Annotated in this window: 18 protein-coding genes; 2 read left to right on the top strand and 16 right to left on the bottom strand. The window is 37.3% G+C overall.

The genetic code is table 11. From position 1 onward, the window contains the following. Positions 1-19 precede the first annotated feature (19 nt). From WAK64_RS13780 to WAK64_RS13710, 15 genes are all read right to left on the bottom strand, one after another. Positions 20-436 (bottom strand): Asp23/Gls24 family envelope stress response protein, encoded by a 417-nt coding sequence (locus tag WAK64_RS13780; RefSeq protein ID WP_336587568.1) that lies wholly within the window; start codon positions 434-436, stop codon positions 20-22. Between the two features lie 23 nt (positions 437-459). Then, positions 460-1,812 carry an acetyl-CoA carboxylase biotin carboxylase subunit gene (gene accC, locus WAK64_RS13775; protein WP_336587567.1) on the bottom strand — a complete coding sequence of 451 codons (1,353 nt, stop codon included), beginning with the start codon at positions 1,810-1,812 and terminating at the stop codon, positions 460-462. Positions 1,813-1,825: 13 nt separating this feature from the next. Continuing rightward, complete coding sequence (gene accB, locus WAK64_RS13770; RefSeq protein WP_336587566.1) at positions 1,826-2,329, bottom strand: acetyl-CoA carboxylase biotin carboxyl carrier protein; 504 nt, start codon at positions 2,327-2,329, stop codon at positions 1,826-1,828. 721 nt (positions 2,330-3,050) lie between these two features. Then, positions 3,051-3,638 (bottom strand): SpoIIIAH-like family protein, encoded by a 588-nt coding sequence (locus WAK64_RS13765; protein ID WP_336587565.1) that lies wholly within the window; start codon positions 3,636-3,638, stop codon positions 3,051-3,053. Between the two features lie 15 nt (positions 3,639-3,653). Then, positions 3,654-4,304, bottom strand: a complete 651-nt coding sequence (gene spoIIIAG, locus WAK64_RS13760; protein WP_336587564.1) for a stage III sporulation protein AG — start codon at positions 4,302-4,304, stop codon at positions 3,654-3,656. Beyond that, a complete protein-coding gene (gene spoIIIAF / locus WAK64_RS13755) occupies positions 4,294-4,911 on the bottom strand; it encodes a stage III sporulation protein AF (RefSeq protein WP_336587563.1) in 618 nt (205 codons plus the stop codon). Before spoIIIAF ends, spoIIIAG begins: the two co-directional genes overlap by 11 nt. Positions 4,912-4,921: 10 nt before the next feature. After that, positions 4,922-6,103, bottom strand: coding sequence for a stage III sporulation protein AE (gene spoIIIAE / locus WAK64_RS13750; protein WP_336587562.1), 1,182 nt, complete (start codon positions 6,101-6,103; stop codon positions 4,922-4,924). Positions 6,104-6,130: 27 nt separating this feature from the next. Beyond that, positions 6,131-6,523, bottom strand: coding sequence for a stage III sporulation protein AD (gene spoIIIAD / locus WAK64_RS13745; RefSeq protein ID WP_336587701.1), 393 nt, complete (start codon positions 6,521-6,523; stop codon positions 6,131-6,133). A gap of 14 nt (positions 6,524-6,537) precedes the next feature. After that, the gene (spoIIIAC, locus tag WAK64_RS13740) at positions 6,538-6,744 is read right to left on the bottom strand and encodes a stage III sporulation protein AC (RefSeq protein ID WP_336587561.1); all 207 of its coding nucleotides are present in this window, start codon (positions 6,742-6,744) and stop codon (positions 6,538-6,540) included. 17 nt (positions 6,745-6,761) lie between these two features. Next, positions 6,762-7,277 (bottom strand): stage III sporulation protein SpoIIIAB, encoded by a 516-nt coding sequence (gene spoIIIAB, locus WAK64_RS13735; RefSeq protein ID WP_336587560.1) that lies wholly within the window; start codon positions 7,275-7,277, stop codon positions 6,762-6,764. 2 nt (positions 7,278-7,279) lie between these two features. After that, entirely contained in the window at positions 7,280-8,203 is a 924-nt protein-coding gene (gene spoIIIAA, locus WAK64_RS13730; RefSeq protein ID WP_336587559.1) for a stage III sporulation protein AA, read from the bottom strand. A 203-nt stretch (positions 8,204-8,406) separates the two neighbouring features. Beyond that, entirely contained in the window at positions 8,407-8,964 is a 558-nt protein-coding gene (efp, locus tag WAK64_RS13725) for an elongation factor P (protein WP_336587558.1), read from the bottom strand. Positions 8,965-8,984: 20 nt separating this feature from the next. Continuing rightward, on the bottom strand, positions 8,985-10,049 hold the full coding sequence (locus WAK64_RS13720; protein WP_336587557.1) for a M24 family metallopeptidase: 1,065 nt from the start codon (positions 10,047-10,049) through the stop codon (positions 8,985-8,987). Between the two features lie 4 nt (positions 10,050-10,053). Further along, a complete protein-coding gene (aroQ, locus tag WAK64_RS13715; RefSeq protein ID WP_336587556.1) occupies positions 10,054-10,497 on the bottom strand; it encodes a type II 3-dehydroquinate dehydratase in 444 nt (147 codons plus the stop codon). An 82-nt stretch (positions 10,498-10,579) separates the two neighbouring features. Next, positions 10,580-11,107, bottom strand: coding sequence for a YqhR family membrane protein (locus WAK64_RS13710; RefSeq protein ID WP_336587555.1), 528 nt, complete (start codon positions 11,105-11,107; stop codon positions 10,580-10,582). A gap of 164 nt (positions 11,108-11,271) precedes the next feature. Between WAK64_RS13710 and WAK64_RS13705 the strand changes: the two genes are divergently transcribed. Both WAK64_RS13705 and WAK64_RS13700 read left to right on the top strand, forming a co-directional pair. Further along, complete coding sequence (locus WAK64_RS13705; protein ID WP_336587554.1) at positions 11,272-12,216, top strand: DUF1385 domain-containing protein; 945 nt, start codon at positions 11,272-11,274, stop codon at positions 12,214-12,216. A gap of 63 nt (positions 12,217-12,279) precedes the next feature. Continuing rightward, on the top strand, positions 12,280-12,621 hold the full coding sequence (locus WAK64_RS13700) for an SA1362 family protein (protein ID WP_336587553.1): 342 nt from the start codon (positions 12,280-12,282) through the stop codon (positions 12,619-12,621). 5 nt (positions 12,622-12,626) lie between these two features. Here the strand turns inward: WAK64_RS13700 and WAK64_RS13695 are convergent, their stop codons facing one another. Continuing rightward, positions 12,627-13,511, bottom strand: a complete 885-nt coding sequence (locus WAK64_RS13695) for a patatin-like phospholipase family protein (RefSeq protein WP_336587552.1) — start codon at positions 13,509-13,511, stop codon at positions 12,627-12,629. Positions 13,512-13,541: the final 30 nt, after the last annotated feature.

Raw genomic sequence — 13,541 nt, 5'->3', positions numbered from 1 at the left:
GGGGATAATCCCCTTGGTTTTAAAGTTCACTGTCATCATCGGTTTCATTTTTAGTGGTTTCAAAAGAAACACCAACGACGTGAATATTCACTTCTTTAGCATCTAACGCCGTCATATTTAAAAGTGCTTGACGAATATTATCTTGAACTTGATGAGCGACTGTTGGTATTGATACACCAAAGCCCATTACACAGTAGACATCAATAGAAATACCATCTTCTTCTAATTCTACTTTTACACCTTTACCATGGTTTTTCTTCCCAAGACGCTCGACTACTCCAGAAGCAAAGTTCCCTCTCATTTGAGCAACACCTTCAACTTCTGATGCTGCAATGCCAGAGATCACTTCAATAACTTCAGGAGCAATTTCAATTTTGCCAAGACCATCTTTGTTCTGGTTCATTTGTAATAATGCTTGTGTTTGATTTTCGGCCATGTCATTACACCTCCTATTGCAGGTTATGATTTCATTACTTCATACTTTTCGAGAAACTTCGTATTGAAGTTACCTTCCACAAAAACTTCATGATCTAACAGTTTTAAATGGAATGGAATGGTAGTGTGAACCCCTTTAATAACAAATTCACTAAGAGCACGTTTCATTCTTGCAATGGCTTCCTCTCGACTATCCCCATACGAAATGACTTTTGCTATCATGGAATCATAGTAAGGCGGAATTTTATACCCAGGATAGGCTGCTGAATCAACTCGAACTCCAAGACCACCTGGCGGAAGATACATTTCAATCTTACCAGGAGATGGCATAAAGTTTTTTTCAGGGTTTTCAGCATTAATTCTACACTCTATTGACCATCCAGTAAAGGAAACTTCCTCTTGTCTAAATCGAAGTGATTTACCTGAAGCAATAAGAATTTGCTCTTTAATTAAATCTACACCTGTAACCATTTCCGTGACAGGATGTTCTACTTGAATTCGCGTATTCATCTCCATAAAGTAAAATGAACGCTGTCTGTAATCATATATAAATTCTACCGTTCCAGCACCTGAATAATCAACAGCTTTTGCTGCTTTTACTGCAGCTTCACCCATTTTTTTTCGCATTTCACCATCAATTACGGGAGATGGTGTTTCTTCCAGTAGCTTTTGAAGACGACGTTGAATCGTACAATCTCGTTCGCCTAAATGTATGATATGCCCTTTTTCATCACCTAGAACTTGAATTTCAACGTGGCGGAAATCTTCAATAAATTTCTCAAGGTATACACCAGGATTTCCAAAAGCTGTCATCGCCTCTTGTTGCGTAATATTTATCCCATTTCGCAACTCTTCTTCGTCTCGAGCAACACGGATTCCTTTACCACCACCACCGGCTGTAGCTTTAATAATGACCGGATAACCGATCTCATTAGCAATCTCAAGACCTTGGTCGACATCCTTTAATATACCTTCTGATCCCGGAACAATTGGAACACCGGCTTCTTTCATAGTTTCTCTAGCAATATCCTTAGTACCCATTTTTGTAATGGCTTCAGGAGATGGACCAACAAATTTTATGTTACATTCTCTGCATAAATCTGCAAAGTCTGCATTTTCAGCTAAAAATCCATAACCAGGGTGAATGGCATCACATTCCGTTAACTTCGCAACAGATATAATATTGGTAAAGTTTAAATAACTATCTTTAGACGCTGTAGGACCAATACAATAGGCTTCATCTGCTAACTGTACGTGTAAGGATTCTTTATCTCCTTCAGAAAATACGGAAACAGTCTCTACTCCTAATTCACGACAAGCCCGAATAATCCGGACTGCAATCTCTCCTCTATTGGCAATGAGCAATTTTTTTATCATCTTGATCGCTCCTTTATTTCTTCACTAAAAAGAGTGGCTGATTGTATTCAACAAGTTGACCGTCTTCTACTAGAATCTCAACGATTTCCCCGTCTATTTCAGCTTCAATTTCATTAAATAACTTCATTGCTTCTACAATACATACAATGCTATCCTTTTTTACCTTATCACCAATCTTCACATAAGGATCCGCATCTGGTGATGAGGATTCGTAAAAAGTACCGACCATTGGTGATGTGATTTTATGTAAATCCTCAACATTCTCTACTTGCTTTTCTTGAACATTTTCCTGATTCTGCGCCGGTGCAGGTGCCTCAGTCACAGCTGCAGTAGTTTGAGGAATAACCTCTTTAACAGGCTCAGTAACAATTTCTGGTACAACCTCTACATGACGGGCAACTGTATTCATTTGTTTTTTCATTTTGACCTTGCTACCTTCATATTCGTAGACAAATTCATCAATGCTAGATTGATCAATGAGTTTAATTAGTTCACGAATTTCTTGTACCTTTAGCATTTTATACACTCCTTAGAAAGATTATCTGTTTAATTAAGAGGGTAGGAACCCTAGTCAATCGTAAAAGGATTTCAAAAAAGGTGTATAAAACACCAAAATCCCTTTTTTCAAGCAAATTTTCACAGTCACATTGTGACTAGATACTAACATCATACAGTAATATCTAGTCTAAATTCAATCTTGAATTTTTAAAGCGCTTTCATTTTATTCTATTTTAAACTTTTTTTAAACAATATTAAATAATAACGCAACATTATTTAAGAATAATGGAAAAGTTCGCTCATCTTACCTATCGTATTTATCCTATTAAGATGAATAGATACAAAACATCCAAATGGCTCGTCGTAAATAAGATAGCTAGTGAAGTACGTAAGAGCGAACACCGCAAAGCATCTTATTGAATAATCGAACTGTGTCTCTCTATCTTACTATAGTCAACTAGCTTGTTGTTTATTAAAGAAACCGCATATATTATAGAAATTCGAATGAGCTAATGATAATTTACTATTGAATAGCTTTTAATTACTAGACATGTGTAAAGGCCCGCATTTTTAGGTATTATTCACTTACGATAGATCCCTCCTTACGGCCTATTATAGTGATGGGAAATCAGAAATCATTTATGCACGAAAGGCTTATTGACTATTTTCTCCACGTGAAAATAGATTAAATCCGTCCACATATAAAAAAGCTGATTGCGCTCACAATCAGCTTTTTTTTCTTATTCACTTTCACTTGTAGGTTGAAATTCGACTGCTACTGTAGTACCGTCATTCCCTAGCTCTTCTCTTACCATCCTCATTATATTATTTGCCTCTTTTTTAGTATGTTCAGAACCATTCATTTTAATGGTCACTTTTATTTGATCTCCTACATTCCGAACAAGAACATCGCTATAACCTTTATCTTTAATAAAAGCTTCTAAGATTTTTTCTTGTTCTGTTAATTCCCTTATTTCTTTCATTTCTTCATACGCTTTATTTTTTTCAGTAGACGAAACATCTGTTGCAGCCACGATGGCTGTTAAGTCGCTTAATCTCTTGTCTCTTTCTTCTTGGATATCCATTCGTAAAGCGGTAAACATCTCATCATCTGTCACTTCTGTTATGATGTTTATTTCATCCTCAGTCATTGCTTCCCCGTTCTCTTCTGTCCCTGCATCTTCATTTAAATTAGCGTCATCCTCATCTGATTCAGAAGCAGTCAAACTAGCCGGATCTGTCGGTGGTGATGTAACGTAATATACAGATAAAACAACAACAAGACTTAACATCGTTAATAACCAAACGGTTTGTTTCTTTAGCAACATGAATGGATCCCCCTTTTATTGTTTTGGCATGACCGATACTTGATGGCTGCCAATATTAAACACACTAGTTACTGCTTCTTTAATCCATTTTTTCACTTGCACATTCTCCGCTCCTTTCGCAATGATTAAAACACCACGAATGGGAGGTTTTTTCGTTTCAACAATCAAAGGGACTTCCTTCTCCCCGTCTCGTATAATCACAATTTGATCGTCTCTCGATTCGTCCTCTATTTTCCTTTGGCCACCTTCACGATCGACTTCTGTTGTGGTTTGTTGTTGGGAATTTGAATTTTTTTCATATACTTTTAACTCTGTAGCATCCACATTTACATAAACCGCTACCTCACCGATGCCGATGACCTCTTCTAACGCTTTGGTCAACTTACTTTCATACTGATGCTCGTAATCTTGAATTGTTTTCGGTTGCTCTTTTGAAGAGGTCCCAAATGTTTCGACAGTGTCAACATCCTCTTCTTTCGTAACCACTTCAGCCTTGTCTCCATTTGCTCCTTGTGTCCATATATTGCTTATCAGCATAAACGCAATCCCGATTAATAAAATGATAGGCACGTAAAATTTTAAGTTTAGTTTCTTCCCTCCATCACGCTCATCGTTTGTTTTTAACGTTTTTTTTAACCATTCGAAAGGATCGTTTTTATGGCTCATTGTCTGGTTCTGCCCTCCTTTCCTCATAAATACTGATTTTCTCTGTCTCCACTTCCCAAATTTGAGCAAGCTCCTGAGATAACTCCTTCCATTTCTCTGTTGCTTTCTTCAAAGGGGTTGTTGTGTTAATAGAGACTGGTTGTACAGGGGCAATTTCATCATTTGTGTTGTTCTCTGATAAAAAGACTGAAATAGTAGACAATCCGTCTGGAATAGTGGACAAATCATGTACCTGTAATTCAATGTTCGTAATCACCCAGTTTTGTTCGTCGCCCAACACCCTTTGAGCTTCTTCTTTCATTTGGACAGCCATCTGTTCTAAAATATATGCATCTTGTGATGCTTGTATTTCTTTTTTCTTCATTTCAATTAAATTTTCTACTTTTTCCTCGTCATTCCCATTTTGGAATTGGACTTTTGCTATTACTTCTTCAAAATCACTAGCTAAAAATTGAAATAATGGTGTAAGAATAATCGTGATTAGTAGAAGTCCAACAACTATTTTGGTGTATTTTTTCATGACAGAGCTTGGCAAAAGCATATCCACGACCGTCGCAAGCAAAACAAATAAAATGATATTCGTTATCCACTCTGTCAAAAATGACATCATATCCCCCCTATCGGACCATTAAAGTAATATTTCCGGCAGCTATCATGATTGTAAGACTTAAAAAGAACATAAATGATACAATGGCTAACGCAGCAAAAACATACATTACACTTTTCGCAATGATATCTAAACAAAGGATGACAGGACCGCCACCAATTGGCTGTAATAGGGCCGCTGCAAATTTATATATAAAGGCAATCACCAAGATTTGTATAGCAGGAAATGCTGCTATCATAAGTAATATAACCACCCCTGCGATTCCCACTGTATTTTTTAATAGCACTGAGGCACTGATGATCGTATCGGCTGCATCTGTAAACATTCGTCCAATCACGGGTATAAAATTTCCTGTGACAAATTTAGCTGTTCGAATGGTGATTCCATCTGTTACGGCTGTAGTCGTTCCTTGGACAGAAAGTACACCTAAAAAAATGGTCATAAAAGCACCTAGCAAACCGATGCTCCACGTTCGGAGTAAATTAGCTAATTGCGTCACCTTGTATTCCTCATTAATCGTCGAAACGATACTTAACAAAGCGGATAAAAATAGTAAGGGGAGAACAACATATTGAACCATTAGACCACTCGTATTCATCAAGAAGATAATAACTGGGTGAAAAAATGTAGCTGACACTACTCCTCCTGATGAAGCAATTAAAGCTAGAAGCAACGGAATTAAGGCTAAAATAAACTGTATCATTGTGTCGATTGTCTCGATCGTATAATCAATCGCCACATGAAAGCTATTTAACGCAATAATAATCAGTACTAAATAGACAATCGCATAGGCCACTTTGCTTACTGTCCCATTCTCAAATGCAGATTGTAATGATTGTAAAAACATACTAAAAATAGTTAGTATGATTAAAGTTCCTAAGAGCTTGCTATTTAAGAGGACCTCTTGAAAAGTAAACCTCAGTATTCCTTTTATCCATTGATCGAAAGAAAACGTTTTTTCCCCTTTTATAAAATCTATTAAACTGCCTCTTTGGCTCTCCGGTAAGTACCCTCCATACTTTTGTAAAACATCCTCCCAAAATACTTTCAGTTCTTGAACTCCTAGCTGATCCAATTGTTCTTCTACTAGTTCATGCTCTTCGTTTTGTTCATCATTCTCTACAGCTTGTACACTTGAAGTGAGCAAGAGTAGAGAGGTAAGAACGAAGAGAACAGCGACTTTTACACGCAATGATCCCACCTCATTTTTCCAGCGATATTAACTATTCGGAATCATGTTGATTATCGTCTCGATAATTACTGTTAATATTGGCACAGCCATAGCTAAAATTAAGATTTTTCCTGCAAGTTCTACTTTTGAAGCGATTGCCCCCTGTCCTGCATCTCTTGTAATTTGTGAAGCAAACTCTGCAATATAAGCGATTCCTATGATTTTTAGAATCGTTTCTAAGTAAATCATGTTTATATTTGCGTTGACCGCTATACGCTGAATCATTGAAATGATCATATAAATTTGATCAATTAAAAACAGAAATATCGTACACCCAACAAATACAACGAGCAAGAAGGCAAAGTTAGGTTTTTCTTCCTTCACTATTAAGGCTAAAAATGTACCAATAAAGGCTAGTCCTACTATTTGAAGAATTTCAATCGCCTTTCCCTCCTTTACCCTTGAAAGAGGAATACTGATTTAATTTTTTGAAACAAATCGTCTACGATGGAAGCAACCATAAATAGAATGTAAATAAAGCCTAATAATGTGACCCATTGGGAATATTCCTTCTTCCCTACTTGGTCGAGAATAGTATGAAGAAAGGCCACCACAATTCCGACTCCTGCAATTTTAAAAATAATATCAACATCTAAACCCATTCTTCCCACGCCCTCCTTTATACCAGTAAAATGATTAACAATAACCCACTGAGAACTCCAAGACTTTTGGCCATTTTCTCATACCGAAACTGCTTGTCCCTTGCATCTTCCTCCTCACGCTCTAAATGGGTCAAAGCTAATATTATGTGTTTTTGCTGGGTGTGAAGATCATGGCGGCCTAAATTTTCACCAAACTGCTTCATCACTTCATACTCACCATGGCGAAACGCGGTTAGCTTCCAAACCTCATCTAAACTTTTTTCCCAAGCTTCTTTCACCGTTGTTTCTTCCGTTGTAAGCTTTTCAGAAAATGTTTCAAATATCCAAGAGACCGGCTTTTGAAGCTGTTTGGAGAGTTTTCTAGTCGCTTCATGTAATGGTGTATGCCCAAACATTATTTCCGCTTCTAAGGATTGAAGAGCGGATCTTAATAGTCGTAACTGTCTCGGTCGTTCACTCAAATATTTTGATGCTTCAAATCCAACCCAAGTTGTAGATAGGAGGATAAAAACAGCCCCTAGTAGTTTAAACATATTTATGTCACACTCACTTCTTTTAAGAAGCCTTTACCTTCATGATCCCGAATGGTCGAAATTGTACCAGGCCCTGTTTTTCTAGAAAGCTCAATATATCTGTCAATGATTCCTAAGTTGATGATTTCACGGAGTATCGGTCGCTTTTTTATATCGCTAAACGAATGGCCATGTGTCGTCATGAATAAGGTAATTCCCGCATTTACAGCTTCCAAAATAGCCCTGGCATCTTCCTCTCGACCAATTTCATCCACTACCAAAACATCTGGGCTCATGGAACGAATCATCATCATCATCCCTTCAGCTTTAGGGCATGCATCCAAAACGTCAACTCGAGGTCCAAAGGCTAATTGAGGGACGCCATTTACACACCCCGCAATTTCCGACCGTTCATCGACAATTCCCACTTTTTTTGCATCTAGCTGCTTCTCTTCAACTCCTGTAGAAAGAATACGTGCAATATCACGTAATAACGTTGTTTTACCTGTTTGAGGTGCACCAATAATCATGGTGTGCATCCATCTGTTCTCGTACAAGTAAGGGATAAGCGGCATTGCAATCCCTGATTTTTGTCTTGCTACACGTATATTAAATGAAGAGAGCTGACGAATTGCCTTTACCTCACCATGCTCTAATATTACTTTTCCAGCAAGCCCCACTCGGTGCCCACCTGCAATCGTAATATATCCCCTCTTAAGTTCTTCTTCTAACGTATAAAATGAATATTGTGCCAATCTATTAATCAGTGCCTCAGCATCCTCTTCGCGAATGATATAAGATAAGAAAAGAGGTTTTCCTTGAGAAATTACTTCAAGCGGTCGCTGAACTCTAATTCGAATTTCCTCAAGATGATCTAATACCGTTTGAGGTAATGTAGTAATGTATTCTTTAATGGCTTTAGGTAAAATAGCGTATATTTCCTCCATGTCCCTCCTCCTTTGACAAGCCTCCCGATACTTAAAATGTATTCTACTAGAGTAGATTTATGACAAAGAAAAAGGAGAGGCTACAATACAGCCTCTCCTTACATTTGATATTCATTTCATCTATTTTGCCTTCTTATGCTTTGGTCATAATAAAAAGGCTAGGAGTGATTTCTCACCCTAGCGCAAATATTAGATAATTTCGATTATGCTCTAGAAACATAGCTCGCATCTGTTGTATTCACGACAAGAACATCACCTTCATTTACAAAGAACGGAACTTGAACCGTTAAACCTGTTTCAACTGTTGCTGGTTTTGAACCACCTGAAGCTGTATCTCCTTTGATTCCTGGCTCCGTTTCTGTAACAGTTAGTTCTACTGTGTTAGGTAGCTCTATTCCAATCGTCTCTGCTTGATACATCATAATCTGAACTTCCATATTTTCTTTTAAAAACTTTAGTTCATACTCAATTGCCGATGAAGCAAGCTCGATTTGTTCATAAGATTGATTATCCATAAACACATGCATATCACCATTAGCGTACAAATACTGCATTTTCCGATTATCAATTTGGGCTTTTGCCACTTTTTCCCCTGCACGGAATGTCTTTTCTTGGATAGCTCCGTTGCGTAGGTTACGTAATTTCGAACGAACAAACGCTGCACCTTTACCTGGTTTTACGTGTTGAAATTCAATTACTCGCCAAATACCATTGTCCACTTCAATTGTTAAACCTGTGCGAAAATCATTTACTGAGATCATCGTAAATCCTCCTGTACCTATTACAATATAATTAAATCTTTTGTTGAGTGTGTCAGTGTTTCATTCCCATTTTCAGTGATAACGGTATCATCTTCAATTCTAACACCGCCGATTCCTTTTAGGTAAATCCCTGGTTCAACCGTTACAACCATTCCTGGTTCAAGCACCGTATTGGAACGGAATGACAGACCAGGCCCCTCATGCACTTCAAGTCCAATTCCATGTCCTAACGAATGTCCGAAATAGTCACCATACCCTTTTTCTTTTATGTAATCACGGGAAATAGCATCCGCTTCGATTCCCGTCATACCAGGTTTAATTTCATCCATGGCTTTTAATTGAGAATCAAGAACAACTTGGTATATTTCGACTAGCTTATCACTCGGTTGTCCAACAGCTACTGTTCGAGTCATATCTGACGCGTATCCCTTATAGTATGCACCATAATCAAGTGTGATAAAATCGCCTTTTTCAATCACTTTATTGGAGGCTACACCATGAGGAAGGGCAGAGCGTTTACCAGAAGCCACAATGATATCAAAGGAAGATGAAGTGGCACCGCACTTTCTCATAAAAAATTCAAGCTCATTAGAAACTTCCAGCTCTGTTTTACCAGGTGCAATAAAATCAAGAATATGCTTGAATGCTGCATCAGCGATATCCGCAGCTTCCTTTAATATCTTAATCTCTGAAGGAGTCTTAATCAAGCGTAAGTTTTCCACCATTCCAGAAACAGGAACTAGCTCTGCTTGAACCTCCTGATTATATTGAGCATACGTGGCAAACGTTACATGATCTTTCTCAAAACCGAGTTTTTTTACATCCAGTTCCTTCACTTGCTTGGCTACTTCTGCTACGATAGGACCACCTTTATGTTCGATAATATCAAAGCCTTCACACTGATCTGTAGCTTGCTCTGTATAACGAAAATCAGTAATAAATAACGCTTTACTTTTTGTAATAAGGGCTACACCTGTTGACCCTGTGAAATTCGTCATATATCGGCGATTATATGTACTTGTAAGAAGCATTCCATCAATATTTTCTTTATCGAACTGCTCTCTTAGTTTGGCTAATTTGCTCATTTTCTTACACTCCTTTAATAAATTGAATTAAGGCTTTTAATGCTAGTTCGTAACCAAATAATCCAAACCCAACAATCTGTCCCTTTGTGACCGGTGCCGTAACTGACTCATGTCGAAAAGGTTCACGGGCATGAATATTTGATATATGTACTTCCACGACTGGGATTGAAATAGAAGAAATCGCATCTCTCAGTGCATAACTATAATGTGTTAACGCACCAGGATTAATAATTACTCCCTTCATCTCTCTATCTTCTGCATCATGAAGTGCATCAATGAGATCTCCTTCATGATTAGATTGAAGAGACTCCAAATGATATCCCCATTGTAACGCCTGCTTTTCTACTGTTTTCTCCAGCTCTTTAAGCGTGGTAAAACCGTAAATCGTTGGTTCTCTTTTTCCTAACCGATTAAGGTTAGGACCGTTCAATAGTAACAACTTATCCATCGTATCACCCGAAAAAAAGAATGTTCATCAAGAACATTCTACCATAATCCTTTATTGAAGAACTAACAATATTCCCTTTTCTTTAATTCTGACTCACATCTTTTCCCTGTTGTTGCTCCTGGTTCATTCGTTCTTCTTCTTCATACGATATAGAAAAACCAATAAAAACTCCGTACAATAAATAGATACATACACACGTAATAAGTGTATTTATGTCCAACTCAGTCAAGGACTTCATGCTCTTAAATAAGGGATTTAGCAACAAGATGACGATCAAAAACAATCCGATTCCGTAGGCTGCTCCTACCCACATCGATCGTAATTTTCGAAAGAGGCCATAATAAATTAATGCTGCTCCTATTGATACGATTCCATAGCCAATAATCGATAATAGTATTCCAATCCAAGAGTCTTTCCACTCTCCTGCAGCCCAAGGTTCAAAGAAAATATTAGGACTAATTGTTGTAAAATGGAATATATACGTAAAATAGGCTATACCACTCCATAACACTCCACCAATAAAACCAGTTAATACGACGTTCAGCAGAAATGGTATTGGTTTTTCTTTTTGATTTTGCTCTAATTTATCTGTTTCTTTTTTTTCTGCCATCAGTACACCTCCTACCATCATTATGTCCAGTTTCTTAAATTCCTTCCGAAACTTTACTGAAATTCTTTTCCTAGTTTATTGAAACTTTTTTTAGTAGAATGGTAATAACTCTCTTAAAATTGAGAAATATAACAGTTAAGAATAACAATAGGTTGGTGTATAAAATGGACAATAAACAAAAACCTGTTTATGGTGGTCAGGCAGTTGTAGAAGGGGTTATGTTTGGTGGAAAAAAACATACCGTTACAGCGATTCGAAGGAAGGATGGTTCTCTTGATTATTTCCACTCTCCACGAAAGTCAAAACCACTTATTCAAAAGCTCAAAAAAATCCCTTTTTTACGTGGTGTCGTGGCAATAGTTGAAGCAAGTGCAAATGGTTCAAAACATTTAAACTTCTCAACCGAACGATATGACGTCGACCCGAAAGATGATGGAACCGTAAAATCCGAAGAGGTCAGCAAACTAACGATGATTCTCGGAGTAGCAGCAGTTGGTGTTCTTTCATTTATCTTTGGAAAAACGTTATTTACGCTCATCCCTTTGTTTTTAGCAGAGCTATTAAGTCCGATTTTCCCAGGTTACTACACACAAATTTTTCTTGAGGGCCTTTTCAAGCTGGTATTATTGCTTGTTTATATATACGCCATCAGTTTAACGCCCCTTATTAAACGGGTTTTTCAATATCATGGAGCTGAGCATAAGGTAATAAACGCGTATGAAAATAATTTACCTTTATCCGTCGAGAATGTTCAAGCACAATCTCGCCTGCATTATCGCTGTGGAAGCTCATTTATTATTTTCACTGTGTTTGTCGGAGTATTTGTTTATATGTTTGTTCCAATTGATCCACTTTGGGTCAGAATTGTGAATCGACTAGCGCTTATCCCTGTTGTTTTAGGTGTATCGTTTGAAGTTTTACAATTAACAAACCGCTTTCGGGAAGTACCTGTTTTACGATTTTTAGGTTATCCAGGTCTTTGGTTACAACTATTAACAACTAAAGAACCTGACGATTCTCAAGTAGAAGTGGCAATCGCTTCCTTTGAAGAATTAATAAAAATGGAAAACGGTTCTAAAACAAGATTAAATTCAGAAGAAATTGTCTAAAATGAACATATAGGAAAAATAGCAAATGATGATTTCCTATTAGATCAGGAGGAGGTGGCTTCTATGCCCTTTCGGTCCATTTTCCTTTACACTGTTATTATTCTAGCAGCGATTGGGTTTGGTTCAGTACTCATTGACAACCCTTTAAGCATCATCCGATATGCTTTCTTTGTAGCTATTAGTGTAGGACTCTTTTTTCTTATCTACCGTGTTTTTATGAAAAGAAAACCTAATTTTCAACAGCAACGTGCCTATTTGCAAGCTGCAAAATTTTCGAAAAAGCGCATGAAGTCTAAATCGGCGAAATCATCCATTCGACAACGGCCTTTACGAAAGCGTTCTGATGTAAAACTAACTGTAATAGAAGGAAAGAAAAACAAAAAGAAAAACAGGGCTAGCTTATAACCCTGTTAGTGCGACCATCTCATTAAAAATTTATTTGCCATTTTACGCCCTTGATTGATAAGGGCGATTTTTTTTTGTTCCGTTAATTGAAACTCTGTTGTTAATACTCCATCTGTTGGAATAAAAATGATATTCTTCTCATGCTTTCTAGAAATGTATCGTGCATCATGTGCACTTTTCATCGTTTCAAATAGTGCCTCAAACATATCTATCCCATTGTCAATTTCATGTTTAGGCATATCTTCATAACGATGACTTAATTTTACTCCTAAAACTGGTCGCGTTTTTTTTATGTTATCTTTATCAAACAACCATAATGGAAAGTTACTGAGCACACCTCCATCAATGATTACCGAAGTATCACCATTAGACTTCATTTTAACCGGTTGAAAAAAGTAGGGCAAGGCAGAACTCATGTAGATGGCTTTTGCAACAGAGAAACTTTCTGGATCAATTCCATAATGAATTAAATCGTCTGGTAAAACCAATAAGCGTCCGGTCGTTAAATCTGACGCAACTACACGCAATGCTTGGGGTGGCAAGTCAGCAAATGTCTTAATGCCTTTTTGATCTAATTTATCTTCAATCCAGTTCTCTATTTTCTTTCCTTTATATATTCCTAGCTGAAAATACAAAGACAACCATTTCCTTAAAGGACCTGGTAAAAAGCGAAAACTAGGATCAAATAAGTTTGATAACTCCACTTCAGACATAATAACCTTTATATCTTCACTTTTATACCCTGCGGCAATAAATCCAGAAATTATCGCTCCGGCACTGGTACCAGCTACTCGTTTAATGATATAGCCTTTTTCTTCTATTGCTTGATACGCTCCAATCAACGCAAAACCTTTAATACCCCCTCCAGAAAAAACCACATCTATCTGCACATAGACCATCTCCTCAGATGTTCGTTCCCT

Origin of the sequence: Bacillus spongiae (assembly GCF_037120725.1) — a bacterium.
GTDB classification, from domain to species: Bacteria; Bacillota; Bacilli; order Bacillales; family Bacillaceae_K; genus Bacillus_CI; species Bacillus_CI spongiae.
The sequence above is the reverse complement of the archived record's forward strand: the minus strand, read 5'-3'. Positions and strand labels throughout refer to the sequence as shown.